Source organism: Nocardioides daejeonensis (assembly GCF_003194585.1).
Classification (GTDB): Bacteria; Actinomycetota; Actinomycetes; order Propionibacteriales; family Nocardioidaceae; genus Nocardioides; species Nocardioides daejeonensis.
In genome coordinates, this window is the sequence record NZ_QHKZ01000001.1 from 326,545 (window position 1) to 347,520 (window position 20,976).

Consider the following 20,976-nt stretch of genomic DNA (forward strand, 5'->3'; position numbering starts at 1 on the left):
TCAGGGGCGGCCTACGATCTTCCGCCCGATGATCAGCTTCATGACCTCGTTCGCCCCGCCGAAGATGCGCTGGATCCGGGCGTCCTGGTAGGCGCGGCCCACGGGATACTCCAACATGAAGCCGTAGCCGCCGTGCAGTTGCAGGCAGCGGTCGATGACGTCGTTCTGCAGGTCGGAAGCCCACCATTTCGCCTGGGCCGCATCGACGTCGGTGAGCTCGCCGAGGTTGAAGGCGAGGATCGCCTGGTCGACGTACACCCTGGCCACGTGGACGATCGTCTGCATCTCGGCGAGCTCGAACTGGGTGTTCTGGAAGTCGGCGATGCGCTGACCGAAGGCCTTGCGGTCCTTCGTGTAGGTGATCGTGTCGGCGAGGACGGCCTCGGCCACGGCGACCGCGTGGGCGGCGATCGAGAGCCGCTCCAGCGGCAGCATGTTCTTCAGCTGGCCGAAGCCGCCGCCGATCTCGCCGAGCACTCCAGCGTCGGGCACGAAGACGTCTTCGTAGACCAGCTCGGCGGTGTCCTGGGCGTGCAGGCCGACCTTCTTGAGCTTGCGCCCGCGGGAGAAGCCCTCCATCTCCCGTTCGACCACGAAGAGGGTGAAGCCGCGAGGCCCACCGGCCGGGTCGGTGCGGGCGACGGTGATGACGAGGTCGGCGTTGATGCCGTTGGTGATGAAGGTCTTGGCGCCGTTGATCACCCAGCCACCGGGCACCTGGCGAGCGGAGGTCTTGATGCCCTGCAGATCGGATCCGGTGCCGGGCTCGGTCATCGCGATGGCGCCGATCAGCTCTCCGGCGATCATGCGGGGGAGCCAGCGCTGCTTCTGCTCCTCGGTGCCGATCTCGGCGATGTAGGGGATGGCGATGTCGTCCTGCAACGAGAAGCTCGAGGCAAGCGAGGTGGCGTGCACCTTGGCGAACTCCTCGAGGATCACGTTGCGGAAGCGGTAGTCGCCACCCGCGCCGCCGTACTCCTCCGGGGCGGCCAGGCCGAGCAGGCCCTGCTTGCCGGCGGCGAGCCACACGTCGCGGTCGATGATGCGCTCCTCCTCCCAGCGTTCGAGGTTGGGCACGACCTCGCGCTCGACGAAGGCCGCGACAGTGCCGCGGAAGGCCTCGTGATCGTCGGTGTAGAGAGTGCGCTTCATCGGGGGTCCTCCAAGGTGGTCGGGTCGAAGGTGGGAGCAGGGAAGGTGGTGAAGAGGTCAGGCAGCTCGGTGGTGACCCGGTCGGGGAAGGCGGCAGGTCGCTTCTCCAGGAAGGAGGCGAAGCCCTCGCGGCCGTCGGCGCTGACGCCCCGCAGGTTCAGGCCGAGCGACTCGATCTGGTGCGCCACCATCGGGTGGGCGGCGCCCTGCATGCGCCACAGCAGCTGCCGGGCCATGGCGGCGGAGACCGGGGCTGCGTTGTCGGCGATCTCGCGGGCGATGTCGGTGGCGACGCCGATCAGCTCCTCGGGCGTGTGCAACGACCGCACCAGGCCGTGCTCGAGCGCCTCCGGGGCTCGGAAGACCCGGCCGGTGAAGACCCACTCCAGGGCCGTCTGCATCCCGACCAGCCGGGGGAGGAACCATGACGAGCAGGACTCGGGGATCACGCCGCGCCGCGCGAAGACGTAGCCGAACTTCGCGGTCTCGGATGCGAGCCGGATGTCGGCGGCGAGGATCATCGTGGCGCCCACCCCGACGGCGGGGCCGTTGACGGCGGCGATGATCGGCTTGCGGCAGTCGAACATCCGCAGCACCACCCGGCCGCCCCCGTCCCGGCGCCGCGGCAGGTCATCACCGGGTACGTCGAACTGGGTGTCGGCGGGAGCGGTGCGGCTGGTGCGCCAGGCGGTGAAGGCATCGCCCCCGTCGACCGCGTCCATTCCGGCGCAGAAGCCCCGGCCAGCACCGGTGAGGATCACGGCCCGGACGTCGTCGTCGGCGTCCACCCGGTCGAAGGCCTCGATCAGCTCGGCCTCCATCTCGTCGGTGAAGGCGTTGAGCCGGTCGGGCCGGTTGAGCGTGATGGTCGCGATGCCGTCTTCGACGGCGTAGAGCAGGGTCTCCACGGCGGTCACCTGTGCTTGTAGTCGGGAGCGCGCTTCCCCAGGAAGGCACGCATGGCTTCGGGTTGGTCCTCGGTGAGGGCGGTGATCACCTGCTGGCGGTTCTCGAACTCGATCGCGGTCTTCAGGCTGGGCATCTCCAGGGCCATCCACATGCCCTGCTTGGTGAGCGCCACCGATGCCGGGGGGTTGCGCACGATCTCGGCGGCCTTGGCCAACGCGGCGTCGAGCAGGGTCTCGGTCGGCACCACCTGGGTGAGCAACCCGAGCCGGTGCGCCTCGGCGGCGTCGAAGCGACGACCGGTGAGCATCAGCTCGTGCGCGTTGCCGGCGCCCACCACGCGGGGGAGCAGCCAGGAGATGCCGATGTCGCAGGCTGAGAATCCGGCGCGGATGAAGCCGACGGCGAAGACCGCCGGCTCGGCCGCGATCCTGATGTCGCTGGCACAGACCAGGGCCAGCCCGCCACCGGCGGCGGCTCCGTTCACGGCGGCGATCACCGGCTGGGGGAGCGCGTTGATCTTCTCCACGAGCCGGGCGATCTCGCGTTGGCGGTCGAGCGTGCCCAAGGTGAAGCCCTGCTCATCGATCCGTTCGGGGTCGCCATAGCCGTTCAGGTCCAGCCCCGCGCAGAAGGCGCGACCCGCCCCCGTGAGCACGACGACCCGCACGTCACGCTCGGCTGCGACGCGATCGAGCTCCTCATGCAGCGCGGACACCAGGCCGGCCTCGAGGGTGTTGAGCTGGTCGGGGCGCGACAGTGTGATCATGCGGACGCCGGGCGCGGGATCGGTGACCACCACCGGTGTTGTCATCAGGGGCCTCCTGCTCGTGTTTGTGATGATATCTAAACAAACGATCAGTTAAATAACTAGGGTTGAGCAAGAGCTGCCCGCTCTGGTTTGCTGAGGCGATCCGCCAGCGTGGTGAGCGAAGGAGTCAAGCATGGTCAGAGCCGTTCAGGGCAAGGCGCGGCACGGCAAGGCGCCGGTGTTGCGGGCCGCCGTCGAGAGGTTCAACGAGGTCGGCTATCACGCTACGTCCATGCGTGACATCGCGCGCGGCGCCGATGTGACCGTGGCATCGATCTATCATCACTTCCCCTCCAAGCAGGAGGTGCTGCAAGAGATCATGGTCGAGACGATGAGCGACGTCATCTCTGCCACGCGATCGGCACTGTTGGCGGCCGGCCGGACGCCGCGCGAGCAGCTCTCTGCGCTGGTCAGAGCCTGGATTCTGTTTCACACTGATCGTCAGGCAGAGGCGCAGATCGGCGCTTCGGAACTGCGCAGCCTCGACGAGGTGGGACGCAAGATCGTGGTGCGGCTGCGTGATGAACAGCAACGTATGTTCGATGACGTGATCGCCCGTGGGGTCGAGACCGGCGACTTTGCAACCAGGCATCCGCGCGAGGCTGCGCGCGCGGTGATCAATATGGGCTACTCGGTGGCGAGCTGGTATCGCCAGGACGGTGAGGTCGCTCCGGCCGAGATGGCCGAGCGCTACGTGGACCTGGCCCTGGGCACGGTGGGTTGTCGCGACGCTGGGGAGGGGTGAGCTCGCCCGGGGGTTGCCAGACCGAGGACGGCGCCCTATGGTTATCTAAACGGTCGTTTGGATAGGGGTTGAGGAGATGGTTGACTCGAGCGCCGCGCAGGAGGCCGGCAACGCGATGGTCGGGGACGGCCTCCTCGACTTGCCAGCGCTGGAGCGCTACCTGGCGAAGGAGTTGCCCGAAGGCCCGACCGGGGTGCTGACCGCGCGGCTCATCGCCGGGGGACGCAGCAACCCGACGTACGACATCTCCGACGGGAGCCGGCACTGGATCCTGCGGCGCCCGCCGTACGGCGAGATCCTGCAGTCCGCGCACGACATGTCGCGCGAGGCGCGAGTGATGGGCGCTCTCGGCGGCTCCGCCGTGCCGGTGCCCACGGTGGTAGCGCACTGTGAGGACACCGAGGTGCTCGGCGTGCCCTTCTACGTGATGGATCGGCTTGAGGGCCGCACCTACCGCACCCGTGAAGGCACGGGAACCTTGACCGTCGAGCAGCGCCGGGCACTCGCCGAGAACATGGTGACCACGTTGGTCGCCCTCCACTCGATCGATCCCGCAGACGTCGGCCTGGCCGACTGGGGTCGTCCCGACGGCTACCTCGAGCGCCAGGTCTCACGCTGGGGCCGGCAGTGGCACAAGATCAAGACCTCCGAGCGTCCTGAGGTCGATGATCTCGTCGAACGGCTCACCCGTTCGTTGCCGCCGTTGCGCTTCCCCGGCATCGTCCACGGTGACTTCAAGATCGACAACCTCATGGTCGATCACGACGACCCGAGTCGGATCCTGGGTCTGCTCGATTGGGAGATGTCCACCCTCGGCGACACCCTCACCGACCTCGGCATCCTGATCAGCTTCTGGGACGAGCCCGGCCAGATGCACAACCCCATCACCGCCGGCGCGACCGCGCATGCGGGCTTCCCCACCGCCGCCGAGGTAGTGGCGCTCTATGCCGAGCGACGCAGCATCAGTGTCGATGACCTGGAGTGGTACATCGTCTTCGCCGACTTCAAGATCGCGGTGATCCTCGAGCAGATCCACCACCGTCACCTGCAGGGGACGACGGTCGGGGACTGGTTCGACGACATCGGCGACATGGTCGGCCCCCTACTCACCCGGGCCCGCGAGCGCGCGGACCGGGCCGGACTCTGAAACCAGGAGGACCACCATGACTCCCACACTCGCCTATGACGGGCTCGGACTCGACCTCTCCCCATCGGCCGAAGCGCAGCGGCTGCGCGCCGAGCTGATCGACTTCATGAATACTGCGGTCTTTCCGGCCGAAGACTCCTATCACGCACACCGCGCCGCCGGCGGCCCGGACGACCACACGGTGCCGCCGGTGATCGAAGAGCTGAAAGAGGAGGCGAAGCGGCGCGGGCTGTGGAACCTCTTCCTGCCTGCCGAGTCGGGTATCTCCCAGCTCGACTACTCCTCGCTCGCCGAGATCTCCGGTTGGAGTCTTGAGCTGGCGCCCGAGGCACTGAACTGCCAGGCGCCCGACACCGGCAACATGGAGCTGCTGCACCTCTTCGGCACGGCCGAGCAGAAGCAGCGGTGGCTGCAGCCGCTGCTTGCCGGCACGATCCGGTCGGCCTTCGCCATGACCGAGAAGGACGTCGCCTCATCCGACGCCACGAACATCGAGACCAGCATCGTGCGCGACGGTGACTCCTATGTCATCAACGGACGCAAGTGGTGGACCAGCGGCGCTGCCGACGAACGGTGCCAGGTGTTCGTGGTGATGGGGAAGACCGACCCCGGGGCAGCGCGGCACCTGCAGCAGTCCATGGTGCTGGTGCCTCGTGGTACGCCGGGAGTCACCATCGTGCGCGACGTGCCCGTCTTCGGCCGCCACGACCAGCATGGTCACTGCGAGGTGCTCTTCGAGGAGGTACGCGTGCCGGTCGCGAACCTGCTGGGGGAGGAGGGCTCGGGCTTCGCTCTCGCCCAGGCCCGGCTCGGTCCCGGTCGCATCCACCACTGCATGCGAGCCCTCGGTGCCGCAGAGCGGGCGATGCAGCTGATGGCCGAACGGGTGCAGAGCCGGGTCGCCTTCGGCAAGCCGCTGGCCGAGCAGGGCATGGTGCAGCAGCAGTTGGCCGAGTCGCGACTCGCCATCGAGCAGGCGCGCCTGCTCTGCCAGCACGCCTCCGCCGTGATCGACAAGCACGGCAACAAGGCGGCCGCACCGTACGTGTCCATGGCGAAGGTCTCCGTGCCGCGGGTGGCACTCGATGTCATCGACCGCGCGATCCAGGTGCATGGCGGCGCGGGGGTGAGTGACGACGTACCGCTGACGGCCATGTATGGCTGGCATCGGGCGATGCGGATCTTCGATGGCCCCGACGAGGTGCACCTGCGGACCATCGCCAGGACCGAGCTCGGTCGTGCGGCGGAGCTCCGACCGTGACCTTCCCCCTGCCGTACGCCGGCCACGACCTGAGCGGTGAGGTCGCCCTCGTCGCCGGGGCCACTTCGGGGCTCGGCCACCGCTTCGCGCGCGTTCTCGCTGCGGCCGGTGCAACGGTCGTGGTGACGGGCCGGCGCGAGGACCGGATCGCCGCGCTCGTGGACGAGGTCGTGACGGCGGGCGGCAGCGCGGTGGGCGTGCGGCTCGACGTGGCCGATCCTGCGTCGATCGAGACCTGCATCGGCGAGGTCGTCGACCGGGTCGGCGTGCCGCAGATCCTGGTCAACAACGCCGGGATCCCAGACGCAGCGCGGGCTCACAAGATGACCCTCGACCTCGTCGACCGGGTGCTCGACACCAACGTCCGCGGTCCCTGGCTGCTCTCGACCACGGTGGCGAGGCTCCTGATCGAGGCCGGCCTGCCCGGGCGGATCGTCAACACCTCCTCGATGAGCGCGTTCCACTACGCCGGGGAAGGCGCGGCCCTTTACGCGGTCACCAAGGCTGCGGTGAACCGGATGACGGAGTCGCTGGCGGTGGAGTGGGCACGCCATGGGATCAACGTCAACGCCATCGCTCCGGGAGCCTTCTCCTCCGAGATGATGGAGGGGATGATCGCCCGGGTCGGCGACATCACGACCGGCTTTCCCCGGCAGCGTCTCGGCGATCCGGCCCAGCTGGACTCGACCCTGCTCTACCTCGTCTCGCCGGCGTCGGAGTTCGTGACCGGCACGATCATCAAGGTCGACGACGGGCAGACGCACCGATGAGGGGCACTCGCGAGAGGATCGAGCTATGACCTCTCTGCGTGTCGAGGACCACGGCCACGTCCGGGTGCTCCTTCTCGCCCGGCCCGAGCGGCGCAACGCCATCGATCAGGCGTTGGCCGACGAGCTCTCGGCCGCCTTTGACCAGTTGGAGGGCGAGCGCAGCGTGCGAGCGGTCGTGCTGACCGGGGACGGTGGCTACTTCAGTGCGGGCACCGACCTGACCTCCACCGCGCCGCCGCGCACGGAGGGCGGGGCCTACGGCTTCCTCGCCCGGGTACGACGCAAGCCGCTGACCGCCGCTGTGGAGGGGTTCGCGCTGGGAGGAGGCTTCGAATGCGTGCTGGCTTGCGACCTGGTGGTGGCGAGTCGCGAGGCGAGATTCGGTCTGCCCGAGGTCAAGCGTGGCCTGGTCGCCAACAGCGGGGCGCTCTTCCGTGCGCCGGCCCGCTTGCCGCTCAGCCTCGCCACGGAGCTGCTGCTCACCGGCGACCCCATCCCCGCTGAACGTGCTTACCAGCACGGGCTGATCAACGTGCTCAGCGCACCCGGCGAGGCGCTTCCGGAGGCACTGCGGCTGGCGGATCGCATCGCGGTCAACAGCCCGGATGCGGTCCAGGGGTCGCTGCGGGCGATCCATGTCGAGGCCGCTGAGCGGGAGATATACGGCTGGGAGCTCACCCGGGCCGCCGACGAGGAGAACGCGAGCTCACCTGACCGTGTGGAGGGCGTCCGAGCCTTCTTTGAGAAGCGTCCTCCCCGCTGGTCCTGAGCAATCGGCACCCGGCCCGGCATTACGCTGCGCCCGTGGCCCTTCTCAGCATCCGCCGTCATCCCGTCAAGTCCTGCGGGGGCGAGGCGCTCGACGTCGCCGAGGTGGATCGCCGGGGGCTGCTCGGCGATCGCGCCTGGGCTGTCGTCGATCCGGACGGCAAGCTCGGCTCGGGCAAGGATGGCCGCCGGTTCCGGCGCCTCGACCGGATCTTCGAGCTGGGCACCCGTTGGACCGACGACGTACCCGAGGTGCTCTTTCCCGACGGGGGATGGCGGCGGGTGGACGCACCGGAGGTCGACATCCTCCTCAGCGCCCACATCGGAGCCGACGTGCGCTTCGGACGTGAGGGCGAGACGCCGCACATGGACGCCGGCTCCGTCTCTCTGGTCGGTACGGCGTCACTGCAGGCCCTGGCCGACCTCACCGGGGATCCGGAGCCGGTGGATCCGCGGCACTTCCGGGTGAACCTGGTCGTCGAGACCGAGGAGCCGTGGCTGGAGGAGTCCTGGCTGGGGGCCGAGATTCAGATCGGCGAGGTGGTGCTGCGCGGGGTCAAGCGGATCACCCGGTGCCGGATGGTCGACATCGAACAGGACGGGGCCACCGCACACGGGCAGCTGCTCAAGACGCTCGGGCGGGAGCGGGAGGCGAAGCTCGCCGTCTACTTCGACGTGGTGACCCCGGGCACGATCCGGGTGGGCGACCCCGTGGTGCTCCGCTGATTCCAGCCGCCGCCGGGGCACAATCTCCTTGTGCCCCTCTATCGCGCCGAGGCCGTCGTGCTGCGCACTCACAAGCTGGGTGAGGCCGACCGCATCATCACGCTCCTGACTCGCTCTCAGGGGCTGGTCCGCGGCGTCGCCAAGGGGGTACGCCGGACCACCTCGCGCTGGGGCTCCCGCCTGGAGCCGTTCACCCACGTCGACCTGCAGCTGGCGCAGGGGCGCAACCTCGACACGATCACCCAGGCCGAGACGTTGACGCCCTTCCACTCCCGCCTGGGACTGGACTACGACCGCTACACGGCCGGCACCGCCATGCTGGAGACGGCGGAGCGGTTGATCGCCGAGGAGCGCGAGCCTTCGCCGCAGCAGTTCCTGCTCCTGGTCGGCGGCCTGCGGGCCCTCACCGACGACGGCGCCGAGGTGCCGCGAGCGGCCGGGCAGGTGCTCGACTCCTATCTGCTCCGCTCTTTGGCGATCGCTGGGTATGCGCCTTCCTTCGACGAGTGCGCCCGCTGTGACGCACCGGGGCCGCACCGCTGGTTCAACGCCTCAGCCGGTGGCATCCTCTGTGTTGCCTGCCGGTTGCCCGGGTCGGCCAACCCGGCGGCCGAGACCGTGGCGCTGCTGGGGGCACTGCTGGCCGGGGACTGGGTGACCGTGGCCGCTACCGAGCCGCGGCACCTCCGCGAGGCGACCGGTCTCGTGGCGGCGTACGTGCAGTGGCACCTGGAACGCGGGATCAGGTCGCTGGCCCACGTCCCGCGGTGAGCCGGGTCAGAGGGGCATGTGCCCGGCGTCGATCCAGCCGTCCACGGTCGTGTTGAAGCGGGTCAGGGCGTCGAGGAACTCCTGACGCTGCTGGTCGCTCCAGTCGGCGAGGATCGCGTCGAGCATCCGGCGCCGGTGCGCCCGCGCCTGCGCGATGGTCTCCCGGCCGATCTCGGTCAGCTCGAGCAGGCTGGCGCGGCGGTCGGCCGGGTCGGTGGTCTTCTCCGCAAGCCCCATCCGCACCACGGCCTGGACCTGCCTGGTGATGGTGGAGGGATCGAGGCGGAACCGAGCGGCGATGGCGCCGAGCCGCTGGGGACCGGCGTCGTCCAGCAGGCACAGGATGCCGTAGCTCGAGCGGTCGAGCTCGAACCCGCCCGAACGGGTGGTGATGTGGATCGCCTGGCTCCGTCGGAAGAGCGTGAAGAGCTGTTGCTCGATGGCGTCGTTGCTGCCGGTCACAGCCGAACCCTAAACGATGCGGCTGTGGATACCGCCTATCTTTGTCCGGTGAGCAGAGCCGTCCGCCGACCGACCCCGCACCCGTCGGGCGCCACGCCGCCTCCGATCCCGGCGGAACTGGTGCCTCGTCATGTCGCCATCGTCATGGACGGCAACGGCCGTTGGGCCAAGGAGCGCGGGCTCCCGCGTACGGCGGGCCATGAGCAGGGGGAGAGCTCGCTCTTCGACGTGGTCGAGGGGGCGATCGAGATCGGTGTGAAGGCGGTCTCCGCCTACGCCTTCTCGACCGAGAACTGGTCGCGATCGCCCGACGAGGTGCGGTTCCTGATGGGCTTCAACCGGGACGTGATCCGGCGTCGCCGCGACGAGATGCACGCCCTGGGGGTGCGCGTGCGCTGGGCGGGGCGAGCGCCGCGCCTGTGGAAGTCGGTGGTCAAGGAGCTGCAGATCGCCGAGGAGCTGACCAAGGACAACAAGGTCGCGACTCTCACGATGTGCGTCAACTACGGTGGCCGGGCGGAGCTCGCCGACGCCGCCCAGGCACTGGCTCGCGACGTCGCCGCGGGGCGTCTGCGCCCCGACAAGGTCGATGAGAAGACGTTTGCGCGCTATCTCTACGTGCCCGAGCTCGCCGATGCCGACCTGGTCTGGCGGACCTCCGGCGAGCAGCGTCTCTCCAACTTCATGCTCTGGCAGGCCGCCTACTCGGAGTTCGTCTTCTCCGACGTGTTGTGGCCGGACGTGGATCGGCGCCACCTCTGGGCAGCGATCGACACCTACGCACGCCGCGATCGTCGCTACGGCTCCGCCTGATCGCCTTCGGTCTCAGCGACCGCCCGTCGAGACCCTCGCGCAGTCGGCGCAGGTGCCGAAGATCTCGAGCGTGTGGCTCACGTCGACGTACCCGTGCTCGTGCGAGACCGTCTGCGCCCACCGCTCGACGGCTGGCCCCTCGATCTCCACGGTGGCGCCGCAGGCCCGGCAGACCAGGTGGTGGTGATGGGTGGTGGAGCACCTTCGGTAGGTGAGCTCGCCCTCCTCGGTGCGCAACGTGTCGACCTCGCCGGCCTCCGCCATCCGCTGCAAGGCGCGATAGACGGTCGCCAACCCGACGGTCTCGCCCGCGGTCGCGAGCAGCGTGTGCACCTCCTGCGCGCTTCGGAAGCCTTCGAAGGTGTCCATGATCCGGGCCACCGCGAGCCGTTGCTTGGTCGGGCGGCCGGCCTCGGGACTCGACGGTCGGCTGTTGGCCTCGGGACTCGACGGTCGGCTGTTGGCCTCAGTGCTCGTCATAGTGCTCTCCATGGACGGCATGTCGATGGCCGTCGTGCAGGTAGTCGACGTGGTCGCCGTGCGGCACAGCGGCGTGTCCGCAGTTCTCGCCGTGCCGGTGGGGATGCTCGCCCGTGGTGTGGTGGGCCAGCGGCGGGAGCTCGTTGAAGGGCACCCGCTGGCGTCGGCGGTAGCGCAGCCAGGCGCCGAGCGGCCAGGTGAACGCGAACATCGCGAGTGCGAGCAGCACGATCGTGGGTCCGGGCGAGATCCCCGGCACGTCGTACGACGCCCACGCAGCCAGCAGCAGGCCGCCGAGGGAGGCGACCAGCCCGACTCCCATGGCCGCGACCAGCGTGGCTCGGAAACTGCGGCTCAGCTGCTGCGCCGTGGCAACGGGCACGATCATCAGGGCAGAGACGAGCAGCAGCCCGACGGTGCGCATCGCGACGGTCACGGTGACAGCCGCGAGTACGGCGAGGAGCAGGTTGTAGGCCCGGATGTTGAGGCCCGCCACCTTGGCGAACTCCTGGTCCTGCGCGACGGTGAAGAGCTGGGGGCCGAGGCCGAGGCCGATCACCATCACCGCAGCCGCCAGGACCATGGTGATCCAGACGTCGTCGACGGAGATCGTCGTGATCGAGCCGAAGAGGAACTCCTGGAGGCGGGAGGCGGACTGCCCGGCGATGCCGGTGATGAGCACGCCGCCCGCGATGCCGCCGTAGAAGAGCAGCGCCAGGGCGACGTCGCCTCCTCCGTTGCTTCGCTCCCGGATCACCTCGATCAGCATGGCGCCGAGGATCGCCACGGCGATCGCGGTCCAGGTGGGCGAGGTGTTGGTGAGCAGGCCGAGAGCGACGCCGGTGACCGCGACATGGCCGAGGCCGTCACCCATCAGCGACAGGCGCCGCTGCACCAGGTAGGTGCCCACGACCGGTGCGGCCAGACCGGTGAAGACCGCAGCGAGCATGGCCCGGATCATGAAGTCGTAGCCGAGCACGTCCATCAGGGCTGCACCTCCTCGTGCGCGGCGTCCATCGGCGAGAGGACCGGGGGCACGTGGTCGAGGTGCGGACGGACGGACTCCTGGTGATGGTGGTGGTGGCCCGGGCCGAAGAAGGGCCCGTGCACCTCGTGATCGGCCAAGGGGGCACCGTCGTAGGCCACCTGGCCATCCCGCATCACGACCGCCCGGTCGAGCAGCGGCGCCATCGGCCCGAGCTCGTGGGCGACCAGCACGACGGTCACGCCGCGCTCCTTCAGCGTCGCCAGCGTCGACGCGAGCGCCTGCTGGTTGGGCAGGTCGACGCCTGCGGTCGGCTCATCGAGGAGCATCAGCTCCGGCTCGCCGGCCAGGGCGCGTGCGATGAGCACCCGCTGCTGCTGGCCGCCGGAGAGCGTGGCCACCCCGTCGCGGTGCCGGTCGGCGAGCCCGACGACCTCCAGCGCCTCACGGATGGCGGCCCGGTCGCGCGGCAGCAGCGGGCGCATGAAGCGGCGCCGGGTCAGTCGGCCGGTGCTGACGACCTCCCAGACCGAGGTCGGCACGCCACCGCCTGCGGAGGGGCGCTGCGGCACGTAGCCGATCCGGTGCCAGTCGCGGAACCGGGAGAGCGGCGTGCCGAAGAGCGCCACGCTGCCGCGCGAGAGTGGACGCAGGCCGGTCATCGCGCGCATCAGGGTGGACTTGCCGGAGCCGTTGGCTCCCATGAGGGCGACGAACTCCCCGCGCTGGACCGTCATGTCGACATGGCGCAGCACCGGGCGGCCGGCGATCGGCACCGTGCCGTCGACGATCTGGAGGACGGGGTCGTCGTTCAGCACCCGTTGGCTTCCTTCAACTTGGTCAGGTTGCTGCGCATCAGGGAAAGGTAGTCCTCTCCGGAGGTCTGGTCACTCAGCCCCTCGATCGGGTCGAGTACGTCGAGCCGTACGCCCGCGTCGTCGGCGAGCGTACGCGCCGCCTTGTCACTGGCCAGGCGCTCGGAGAACACGGTGGTGATGCCCTCGTGCTCGACGAGGTCCTCCAGCCGGCGCTGGTCGGCGATGGTGGCCTCGGCGCCAGGGGAGAGTCCGACGATGTCTTCGAAGTGCAGGCCGTAGCGGGTGAGATAGCCGAAGGCGTCGTGGTTGACGACGACGGTGTCGCGCTTGCAGGTGGCCAGGCCGTCGGCGTAGTCGCGGTCGAGGGTCTCCAGCTCCTCACGGAACGCAGCCGCGTTGTCGCTGAACTCGTCGGCGTGGTCCGGGTCGATCTCGGCCAGCTCGGCGGCGATCGCGTCGGTGAGATCGGCCATCAACAGCGGATCGAGCCAGAAGTGCGGATCGAGATTGCCGTGGTCGTGGCCGTCATGGGACTCCTCCTCTGCCTCATGGTCGTGCTCTGACTCGTGCTCGTGGTCGTGGGACTCCTCGGAGGACTCCCGATGGGCGGCGACGAGATCGACCACGTCGGCGACGTCGAGCACCCGGCCGGTGGCGTTCTGCTCGACGGCCCGGTCGACGGCGGGCTGGAAGCCGGACTCGAACACCACCAGGCCGGAGTCGGCCACCGCGGCGGTCTTGTCGATCCCGAGCTCGACGTCGTGCGGCTCCTTGCCGGGTGCGGTGAGGGCGACCAGGTCGAAGTGGTCCCCGGCAACCCGGCTGACGGCGTACTCGAGCGGGTAGAAGGCCACCGCCACCTGGTCCTGTTGGGACGCGCCATCGTCGCCGGAGAGGGCGGAGCACCCCGTCGCCATGAGCGCAGGGATGAGCAGAGCTGCGGTACGAGGAAGCCAGTGCATGAGAACGATTCTCAGATGAAATGAGAATCGTTGTCAACTTGGCTCGGGGGTGGGGCAGGTGGAGACGCGGCCGCTAGGGTGGGAGCGAACCTGACGAGGTGCGCCGTACCAGGTCCAAGGCACGACGGCGTGAGCACCGTTCGGGAGGCCCGGGCGGGCTGAATCGGAGGCAGTCATGGCCTGGTTGGTGTTGATCGTGTCGGGGTTGTTCGAGACGGTGTGGGCAGTGGCCCTGGCGGAGACGAAGGGCTTCACGCGGCTCCTGCCGACCGTGGTCTTCGGCGTCGCTGTCGTGGTCAGCATGGGAGGCCTGGCACTGGCGCTGCGCTCCATCCCGGTCGGCACCGGCTACGCCGTGTGGGTCGGGATCGGTGCCGTCGGCACGGCGCTCTACGGCATGGCGGTGCTCGGCGAGCCGGCCACCGCGCTCCGGATGCTCTGTCTGCTGCTGATCGTCAGTGGCGTCGTCGGCCTGAAGTTCGCGCACTGATGTACGTCGTCAATCGCTTCCGGGTGCCGGCCGACGGGGCCGAGCGCTTCCGCGACGATCTGGACGCAGCGCACGCGGTGCTCGCCGCAGCCTCCGGCTACCTCGAGGGTCGGGTCGGGCGCAACATGGACGATCCCGAGCTGTGGGCACTGCACACCCGGTGGGCGAACGTCGGCGCGTACCGGCGCGCGCTCAGCTCGTACGACGCGAAGCTGGTCGTGGTGCCGCTGCTGAGCCGGGCTGTCGATGAGCCGAGCGCCTACGAGGAGGTGCTGGTCGGCGTACCGCTGGCGGAGCTGGACCGGGTCGTCGACGCTGACGGCCCCGGAGGCGGCGACCCAGGAGCCGGTGGTCGCCGGGCGAGCAACTAGGCTGGCCGGACGCGTCGGCAGCCGGTCGGCGCACCGGAATCCAGGAGCAGAAACACCGTGGCCAAGCCCCCCGCCTCCATCGTCGACAACGTCGTCTCCCTCGCCAAGCGGCGAGGTTTCGTCTTTCCGTGCGGCGAGATCTACGGAGGCACCCGCTCCGCCTGGGACTACGGCCCGCTGGGCGTGGAGCTCAAGGAGAACATCAAGCGTCAGTGGTGGAAGGCGATGGTGCAGGGGCGCGACGACGTCGTCGGCCTCGACTCCAGCATCATCCTGCCGCGCGAGACGTGGGTGGCCTCGGGGCACGTCGACACCTTCAACGACCCGCTCACCGAGTGCCAGTCGTGCCACAAGCGGTTCCGCTACGACCACCTCCAGGAGGCGTATGCGGAGAAGAAGGGCATCGACAACCCGGACGACGTCGACCTGAAGGACGTCGCGTGCACCAACTGCGGCACCCGGGGCGCATGGACCGAGCCGCGCCAGTTCTCCGGCATGCTCAAGACCCACCTGGGCGTCACCGAGGACGAGTCCGGCCTGCACTACCTGCGCCCGGAGACCGCCCAGGGCATCTTCCTCAACTTCGCCAACGTGCTGACCTCCAGCCGTCGCAAGCCGCCGTTCGGCATCGCCCAGATCGGCAAGAGCTTCCGCAACGAGATCACGCCCGGCAACTTCATCTTCCGCACCCGCGAGTTCGAGCAGATGGAGATGGAGTTCTTCGTCAAGCCGGGCGAGGACGAGGAGTGGCACAAGTACTGGATCGACGAGCGCACCCGCTGGTACACCGATCTGGGCATCAACTCCGACAACCTGCGGCACTTCGAGCACCCGCTGGAGAAGCTCAGCCACTACTCCAAGGGCACCATCGACATCGAGTACCGCTTCGGCTTCTCCGGCTCGGAGTGGGGAGAGCTCGAGGGCATCGCGAACCGCACCGACTACGACCTGACCACGCACAGCAAGCACTCCGGCGCCGACCTGTCGTACTTCGACCAGGCCTCCGGCGAGCGCTACACGCCGTACGTCATCGAGCCGGCGGCGGGCCTCGGGCGCACCCTGATGACCTTCCTGGTCGACGCCTACACCGAAGATGAGGCGCCCAACACCAAGGGCGGCGTCGACAAGCGCACCGTGCTCAAGCTCGACCCGCGGCTGGCTCCGGTGAAGGTCGCGGTGCTGCCGCTCTCGCGCAACGCCGACCTCTCGCCGAAGGCGCGTGACCTGGCGGCCGAGTTGCGACGCAACTGGAACGTCGACTTCGACGACTCCGGTGCGATCGGCCGCCGCTACCGCCGGCAGGACGAGATCGGCACGCCGTTCTGCGTCACCGTCGACTTCGACACCCTCGAGGACAACGCGGTCACCGTGCGCGAGCGCGACACGATGAGCCAGGAGCGGATCGGCCTCGACCGCGTCACGGCCTACTTCGCGGAGCGTCTGCTCGGTAGCTGAAACGCACCGTGTCCCTGCCCGGCGAAATCGACCCGGGCAGGGACAATGAGCCGCATGACTGCCCGTCCCACTCGCATCGGCGCGCTCGTACTCGCCTCCACGCTCGTCCTCTCCGCCTGCAGCCTCGGGTCGGACAAGGACGACAAGAAGAAGGACAAGGAGACGAGCGGCGAGCCGACCGCGCAGGGGACCCCGGACGTAGGCGACAACGGCATGACCGCGTGGGGCGCCGACCTCGAGTTCGGGGAGACTGCGCGGGTGCCGTGGGCGCCGAAGCAGAAGCTCAAGGGCGCTGTCGAGATCACCGTGACGCGGGTCGAGCAGGTGCCGATGAAGGCCTTCGAGGTCTTCAAGCTCACCGACGACCAGAAGAAGGGGAGCGGCTACTACGTGCGGGCGACGGCGGTCAACGTAGGCAACGCCGATCTGGGTGGCTTCGCCTTGCCGTTGTGGCTCGACGACGGCTCCGATGTGATCTATCCGCCCGTCAACATCCCGTCGGCCTTCAAGCCATGCTCCGATCGGGTGCTGCCGGAGAAGTTCGCTCCGGGCGACAAGGCCAAGGTCTGCATGGTCTTCCTCTCCGGGCCCGGGCAGCAGTTGCGGTCGATCGCGCTCCAGCCTGCGGAGGGGATCGACCAGATCGACTGGACCGGCTCGCTGAGTCAACCGACCAAGCCGGGGGCCAAGAAGGGCAAGAAGCAGAAGGCGGGCAAGAGCTAGGGAGCCGCTGGACTCCCTAGCAATTTGGGAGCGGTCCGCCGCGAAGAGGAGAATGGCGCCGTGTCTCTCCAACTCGGCCCCCTGGCCGTCGACAGCCCCGTGGTGCTGGCGCCGATGGCCGGCATCACCAACGCTGCCTTCCGGCGACTCTGTCTGGAGCAGATGGCCGAGCACGGGACGGGACTCTTCGTCTGCGAGATGATCACGTCGCGCGGCCTCGTGGAAGGGGACGCCACGACGAAGGCGATGCTGACCTTCGACGAGGTGGAGACCACCCGAAGCGTGCAGTTGTACGGCACTGACCCGGCCTACCTCGCCAAGGCGGCGGAGATCCTCTGCGCCGACTACGGGGTCGCCCACATCGACCTGAACTTCGGATGCCCGGTGCCGAAGGTGACCCGCAAGGGCGGCGGCGGTGCGCTCCCGTGGAAGCGGGGTCTCCTGGCTGACATCCTGGAGCAGACCGTGAAGGCAGCGACGCCGTACGCCGTACCGGTGACCATGAAGACCCGGATGGGCATCGACGACGACCACCTGACGTACCTCGATGCGGGGCGGATCGCCCAGGAGTCGGGCGTGGCGGCGATCGCCTTGCACGGCCGCACGGTCGTGCAGGCGTACTCCGGCCAGGCCGACTGGGAGGCAATCGGCGAGTTGGTGGCTTCGGTCGACATCCCGGTGCTCGGCAACGGCGACATCTGGGAGGCGCGCGATGCCCTGCGGATGGCGGAGCAGACCGGGGTCGCCGGCGTCGTGGTCGGTCGCGGCTGTCTCGGCCGCCCGTGGCTCTTCCGGGACCTTTCGGCCGCGTTCGTTGCGGGCTCCGACGAGACCACCACCTTGCCGACGCTCGGCGAGGTGACGGTGATGATGCGCAGGCATGCCGAGCTGCTGTCTCTGCACATGGGGGAGGAGCGGGGGTGCAAGGAGTTCCGCAAGCACGTCTCGTGGTACTTGAAGGGATTCCGGGCGGGCGGCCCGCTGCGGCATGCACTGGCCCTGGTCAACACCCTCGCCGAGCTCGATCTGCTGCTCGCGGAGCTCGACCCGACCGAGCCGTTCCCGGTCGGTGAGCTGGGTACGCCGCGGGGGCGTCAGGGCGCGCCGCGCAAGCGTGTGGTCCTTCCCGAGGGCTGGCTCGACGATGCCGACGGGCGGGGATGCGCGCTCGTGGAGGACCTGGACTCGGGTTCGGGCGGGTGAGAGTCCCCCTGGCGACCGGGATGTGAGCCGTCTCTCGGTATCTGGGAAAAACTCGTTGAAATGTGTTTCACTCGATGCTCGTGCCCGTCCGGCCACCGCTGCGGCGGGCACAGACCTGTCAGCTGAAGCAAAGGATCCGGCCCTGTGGCCAGTCCCCGTCACCGCCTACCGACCGCTCCGCGCCGAAAGATCTCGGCCGCTAAGGTCGCTGCCCCGATCGCCTCGTTGGCCACCCTTGCCACCGTAGGAGCGGGCGTCCTTCTCGCCAATCCGGGAGTAGCCCCGGCCCCGAGCGGCGCGTCCATCTTCGAGGCGATCGCCGCGACCGCCACCGTCGACAGCACGGAGCGTCCGCAGCAGGTGTCGCGTAGCGCGACCCGCGACCAGGATCTCGTCGGCTCGGCGACGTACTCGCGCAAGGCCGGCCAGGCCGACACCAAGCAGGCAGTGCGCCGGGCCGATGAGAAACGTTGGACGACGGAGGCCCTGAACCTGTGGGAGTCCGCGCTTCCCGACGCCGCGAAGCTCGGGGAGATCGCCGCCGGCAAGACGGTCCTGGTCACGGGCCGAGTGTCGGGTGAACGCGCCGAGGTGGTCGTCGACGGCGAGCCGCGTTGGGTGACGGCCAAGTACCTCTCCGACGAGAAGCCGCTTGCCGGCATCGGCGGCGTCTGCAGCAACGGCACCACCGTGCCTGCTGGGGTGAGCGGCAACATCAAGAAGGTCCATGAGGCTGTCTGTGCGCGTTTCCCCGACATCGGCACCTACGGAACCTTCCGCGGCGACGGCGAGCACGCCCAGGGTATTGCCGTGGACATCATGGTCAGCGGCGCTCGCGGCTGGGAGGTCGCCGAGTACGTGCGGGCCAACTACGCCGCCCTCGGAGTCTCCTACGTGATCTACTCGCAGAAGATCTGGTCCGTCGAACGCTCCGGCGAGGGCTGGCGGGCGATGTCGAACCGGGGTTCGACCACGGCGAACCACTACGACCACGTGCACGTCACGACATACTGATCATCGCGCACTCGTCGTGGGTCGCATGCGATCGGCCTCCGGGATGCCGACGGGGTGTTCGCGCCTGGTCAGCATCCGCCGCTGGGTCTCGACCTCCGACGGATCCTGAGCCACGTCATTGCCGTCCATGCCGACGAGCCACACGAGGCCGCGGCCGTGGCCGAGGGCGAGCCGCTCCCGTTCGACGTCGTCGCAAACAAGCGCGACAGCGAAGGTCATCGAACCCTGGGCCTGTCGCTGTGCCCAGTCGATCACCTGGAGCACGTCGGCTCCGGTGATGTCGTAGGTATCGGTCCAGCCGCCCGCCGATTCCTCAGCGCCGCCGTGTAGGTAGACCCGGAAGCGGGGATGTGCGTGCTCCCAGGCGCTGTCCCGCTCGTCGACGCCTTCGATGTGCACGGGTGCCATGCGGAGATCCTGACAGTGGGTTCGCGCGAGGACCAGCCGGTATCGGTCCCCTCGTGGCTTCAGGCTGCTGGGGGTGGGCTGGTCGTGTGGTGTTGGCCGGCGGGGGTGGTGGTGGCGACGCACGGGATGCCGTCGAGGCCGGTGGTGGCGTGCTGGTGCCAGCCGGGTGCCTGTTTGGCGTGGTTGCAGTCTTCGCAGAGGCCCTGGAGGTTGATGGCGACGGTCTTGCCGTCGTCGATGACGGGGGTGATGTGGTCGATGTGTCGGACGGGGGCGTCGCACCAGCGGGTGGAGCAGGTTTGGTCGCGCAGGGTGATGAACGCTGCGAGCGCGGTGGGCACCTGCCGGCTGCGGGAGTCCATGGCGATCAGTTGCCCCGACGTCGGGTGGGCATACAGGCGCCGCAGCCATGCGCCGGTGTCGGTGTCGAGGGCGCGGGCGATGAGGTCGCGGGCGGTGGTGGGGTCGAGGCCGAAGGTGCCGATGCCGGGTTCGGTGATCCGGGGGCCGGCACCGCTGCGCGGGTCCGCCGCCGAGTCGTCGGTGGCGGCTGCTGCTGTGGTGTCGTGGCCGAAGAGGTCGGCGTGGGTGATGACGAGGTTGATCCTGACTGGTACGCGGTCGGCTTCGGTGTGGCCGGTGATGCGGGTGATAGCGGCGTCGGCCATCAACGCTCCGCGACCACGGCCCTCAGCGTCGGGGGTGCCGATCAGGGTGGCGGCGTGCTTCTTGAGGGTGGCGTAGGCGGCGACGCCTTGCTCGACGGGGACGGTGAGGGTGAGTCGGCTCATGGCGTCGGGGGCGGGGGTGATGGTGACGTGGCGGGCGCCGACCGCGCGGCGGCGGCGAGCGGCGATGCCGGTGTTGTCGAGGCGGGCGGCGTGGGCGGCCGCAGCACGACGGACCTGCTTCTCACTCATCTGTTCGAGGGCGGTGGGGTCGGCGGCGAGGAGTCGGTCGATCTCGTGGCGGGCGTCAACGGTGATGGCGGCGGTCTCTTGGGCGATCGCCAGTGCGGTCTTCTCGGTGATGTGGCCGGTGCGGAAAGCCTCCCAGGTGTGGGGGAGCTCTGCCGGTAGCAGTTTGGCGAGGCCGAGGTAGGTGCGCCCCCACCAAGGGGAGGTGCGGCGGGCCAGGGCGAGTTCGTGGGCCACGGACTTGCCCTGCCGGGCGGCGGGAACCTTCCGGGCGGCTTCGCGGGTGCGGGTGCCAGCGTCGAGTCGGACCGCGAGAGCTGCTTGGGCTGCTCGGGTAGTGCAGGTGAGTTCTTCTAGGGTGCGGATCAGCGTGGCGAGTTCGCTGAGGCGCTCCCGTTCGCCGGCGGCCATGTTCGGCTGGGCCGCGCCGTCGCGGGGAGCGGTGAGCGCCTGCAGTTGGTGCAGGCAGGTGGCGGCGGCGCGCCTGGCTGCGGTCAAACCCGAGTCGTCGGCCGTGTCGTGGGTAGCGAGGGTCCAGTCGTCCGGCACCCGGTCAGGGGCGGATACCTGGAGCGACCGGTCCTCGGATGGCCAGCCGTCCGGTGGCCAGGGTTCGGTGTCGAAGCGCAGCGCGCCCAGATCGAAGGGAGTTGGGTCGGGCAGTGGTGGTGCACGGTGGAAGGTGGCCGCCATGGGGCCTCCGTTTCGGGTCCGAGATTTCACTCCAGTCTAATCGAACATGTGTTCGAACACAGGCCAATGAGAAAGACCGCAGGAGAAGTTCGGGCGGCCCCTCAGCGTCGTGTGACCAGGACCGA

Annotated in this window: 24 protein-coding genes and 1 riboswitch; of the genes, 14 read left to right on the forward strand and 10 right to left on the reverse strand. The window is 69.1% G+C overall.

Going from position 1 to position 20,976, the window contains the following annotated elements; translation table 11 throughout:
• Genes DNK54_RS01550 through DNK54_RS01560 form a run of 3 tightly spaced genes read right to left on the reverse strand, consistent with a single transcriptional unit; the run spans nt 1 to nt 2,872 of the window.
• Nucleotides 1-1,152, reverse strand: a complete 1,152-nt coding sequence (locus DNK54_RS01550; RefSeq protein ID WP_110205192.1) for an acyl-CoA dehydrogenase family protein — start codon at nt 1,150-1,152, stop codon at nt 1-3.
• Entirely contained in the window at nt 1,149-2,060 is a 912-nt protein-coding gene (locus DNK54_RS01555; protein ID WP_110205193.1) for a crotonase/enoyl-CoA hydratase family protein, read from the reverse strand. Before DNK54_RS01555 ends, DNK54_RS01550 begins: the two co-directional genes overlap by 4 nt.
• Nucleotides 2,061-2,065: 5 nt before the next feature.
• Nucleotides 2,066-2,872, reverse strand: a complete 807-nt coding sequence (locus DNK54_RS01560; RefSeq protein WP_110205194.1) for an enoyl-CoA hydratase/isomerase family protein — start codon at nt 2,870-2,872, stop codon at nt 2,066-2,068.
• Nucleotides 2,873-3,002: 130 nt separating this feature from the next.
• On the opposite strand from DNK54_RS01560, the gene DNK54_RS01565 reads away from it, so the two are divergent.
• From DNK54_RS01565 to recO, 7 genes are all read left to right on the forward strand, one after another.
• Entirely contained in the window at nt 3,003-3,614 is a 612-nt protein-coding gene (locus tag DNK54_RS01565) for a TetR/AcrR family transcriptional regulator (RefSeq protein ID WP_110205195.1), read from the forward strand.
• A 76-nt stretch (nt 3,615-3,690) separates the two neighbouring features.
• Nucleotides 3,691-4,761 carry a phosphotransferase family protein gene (locus DNK54_RS01570; RefSeq protein ID WP_204164381.1) on the forward strand — a complete coding sequence of 357 codons (1,071 nt, stop codon included), beginning with the start codon at nt 3,691-3,693 and terminating at the stop codon, nt 4,759-4,761.
• A 16-nt stretch (nt 4,762-4,777) separates the two neighbouring features.
• Nucleotides 4,778-6,022, forward strand: a complete 1,245-nt coding sequence (locus tag DNK54_RS01575; RefSeq protein ID WP_110205196.1) for an acyl-CoA dehydrogenase family protein — start codon at nt 4,778-4,780, stop codon at nt 6,020-6,022.
• Nucleotides 6,019-6,792: an SDR family NAD(P)-dependent oxidoreductase gene (locus DNK54_RS01580; RefSeq protein WP_110205197.1), complete on the forward strand. Its 774-nt coding sequence runs from the start codon at nt 6,019-6,021 to the stop codon at nt 6,790-6,792. The genes DNK54_RS01575 and DNK54_RS01580 overlap by 4 nt, the downstream gene beginning before the upstream one ends.
• Before the next feature lie 25 nt (nt 6,793-6,817).
• Nucleotides 6,818-7,561 (forward strand): enoyl-CoA hydratase-related protein, encoded by a 744-nt coding sequence (locus tag DNK54_RS01585; RefSeq protein ID WP_110205198.1) that lies wholly within the window; start codon nt 6,818-6,820, stop codon nt 7,559-7,561.
• Nucleotides 7,562-7,596: 35 nt separating this feature from the next.
• Complete coding sequence (locus tag DNK54_RS01590; RefSeq protein ID WP_110205199.1) at nt 7,597-8,286, forward strand: MOSC domain-containing protein; 690 nt, start codon at nt 7,597-7,599, stop codon at nt 8,284-8,286.
• Nucleotides 8,287-8,316: 30 nt separating this feature from the next.
• Nucleotides 8,317-9,057, forward strand: a complete 741-nt coding sequence (gene recO / locus DNK54_RS01595; protein WP_110205200.1) for a DNA repair protein RecO — start codon at nt 8,317-8,319, stop codon at nt 9,055-9,057.
• Nucleotides 9,058-9,063: 6 nt separating this feature from the next.
• Here recO and DNK54_RS01600 read toward each other — a convergent pair whose 3' ends face one another.
• Complete coding sequence (locus tag DNK54_RS01600) at nt 9,064-9,519, reverse strand: MarR family winged helix-turn-helix transcriptional regulator (protein WP_110205201.1); 456 nt, start codon at nt 9,517-9,519, stop codon at nt 9,064-9,066.
• Between the two features lie 48 nt (nt 9,520-9,567).
• Here DNK54_RS01600 and DNK54_RS01605 point away from each other — a divergent pair, with 48 nt between their 5' ends.
• Nucleotides 9,568-10,332, forward strand: coding sequence for an isoprenyl transferase (locus DNK54_RS01605; protein WP_110205202.1), 765 nt, complete (start codon nt 9,568-9,570; stop codon nt 10,330-10,332).
• Nucleotides 10,333-10,344: 12 nt separating this feature from the next.
• Here DNK54_RS01605 and DNK54_RS01610 read toward each other — a convergent pair whose 3' ends face one another.
• The 4 genes from DNK54_RS01610 to DNK54_RS01625 are packed head-to-tail and all read right to left on the reverse strand — an operon-like array spanning nt 10,345 to nt 13,577.
• A complete protein-coding gene (locus DNK54_RS01610) occupies nt 10,345-10,812 on the reverse strand; it encodes a Fur family transcriptional regulator (RefSeq protein WP_110205203.1) in 468 nt (155 codons plus the stop codon).
• Nucleotides 10,799-11,797: a metal ABC transporter permease gene (locus tag DNK54_RS01615; protein ID WP_110205204.1), complete on the reverse strand. Its 999-nt coding sequence runs from the start codon at nt 11,795-11,797 to the stop codon at nt 10,799-10,801. Before DNK54_RS01615 ends, DNK54_RS01610 begins: the two co-directional genes overlap by 14 nt.
• Nucleotides 11,797-12,615: a metal ABC transporter ATP-binding protein gene (locus tag DNK54_RS01620; RefSeq protein ID WP_239459857.1), complete on the reverse strand. Its 819-nt coding sequence runs from the start codon at nt 12,613-12,615 to the stop codon at nt 11,797-11,799. Before DNK54_RS01620 ends, DNK54_RS01615 begins: the two co-directional genes overlap by 1 nt.
• Nucleotides 12,609-13,577: a metal ABC transporter substrate-binding protein gene (locus DNK54_RS01625; protein WP_110205205.1), complete on the reverse strand. Its 969-nt coding sequence runs from the start codon at nt 13,575-13,577 to the stop codon at nt 12,609-12,611. Before DNK54_RS01625 ends, DNK54_RS01620 begins: the two co-directional genes overlap by 7 nt.
• Before the next feature lie 66 nt (nt 13,578-13,643).
• Nucleotides 13,644-13,711: riboswitch (guanidine-III (ykkC-III) riboswitch) on the forward strand.
• A gap of 41 nt (nt 13,712-13,752) precedes the next feature.
• Between DNK54_RS01625 and DNK54_RS01630 the strand changes: the two genes are divergently transcribed.
• The 6 genes from DNK54_RS01630 (at nt 13,753) to DNK54_RS01655 (ending at nt 18,833) form a co-directional block, all read left to right on the forward strand.
• Nucleotides 13,753-14,067 carry a DMT family transporter gene (locus DNK54_RS01630; protein ID WP_110205206.1) on the forward strand — a complete coding sequence of 105 codons (315 nt, stop codon included), beginning with the start codon at nt 13,753-13,755 and terminating at the stop codon, nt 14,065-14,067.
• Nucleotides 14,067-14,438: an antibiotic biosynthesis monooxygenase family protein gene (locus tag DNK54_RS01635; RefSeq protein WP_110205207.1), complete on the forward strand. Its 372-nt coding sequence runs from the start codon at nt 14,067-14,069 to the stop codon at nt 14,436-14,438. The genes DNK54_RS01630 and DNK54_RS01635 overlap by 1 nt, the downstream gene beginning before the upstream one ends.
• Nucleotides 14,439-14,495: 57 nt before the next feature.
• Complete coding sequence (locus DNK54_RS01640; protein ID WP_110205208.1) at nt 14,496-15,893, forward strand: glycine--tRNA ligase; 1,398 nt, start codon at nt 14,496-14,498, stop codon at nt 15,891-15,893.
• A 54-nt stretch (nt 15,894-15,947) separates the two neighbouring features.
• Complete coding sequence (locus tag DNK54_RS01645) at nt 15,948-16,616, forward strand: hypothetical protein (protein WP_110205209.1); 669 nt, start codon at nt 15,948-15,950, stop codon at nt 16,614-16,616.
• Between the two features lie 60 nt (nt 16,617-16,676).
• Complete coding sequence (dusB, locus tag DNK54_RS01650; RefSeq protein WP_275426239.1) at nt 16,677-17,819, forward strand: tRNA dihydrouridine synthase DusB; 1,143 nt, start codon at nt 16,677-16,679, stop codon at nt 17,817-17,819.
• A 144-nt stretch (nt 17,820-17,963) separates the two neighbouring features.
• Entirely contained in the window at nt 17,964-18,833 is an 870-nt protein-coding gene (locus DNK54_RS01655; RefSeq protein WP_110205210.1) for a VldE C-terminal domain-containing protein, read from the forward strand.
• Here the strand turns inward: DNK54_RS01655 and DNK54_RS01660 are convergent, their stop codons facing one another.
• Nucleotides 18,834-19,241 carry a hypothetical protein gene (locus tag DNK54_RS01660; RefSeq protein ID WP_110205211.1) on the reverse strand — a complete coding sequence of 136 codons (408 nt, stop codon included), beginning with the start codon at nt 19,239-19,241 and terminating at the stop codon, nt 18,834-18,836.
• A gap of 59 nt (nt 19,242-19,300) precedes the next feature.
• Nucleotides 19,301-20,851, reverse strand: a complete 1,551-nt coding sequence (locus DNK54_RS01665; protein WP_110205212.1) for an HNH endonuclease — start codon at nt 20,849-20,851, stop codon at nt 19,301-19,303.
• Between the last annotated feature and the right edge of the window lie 125 nt (nt 20,852-20,976).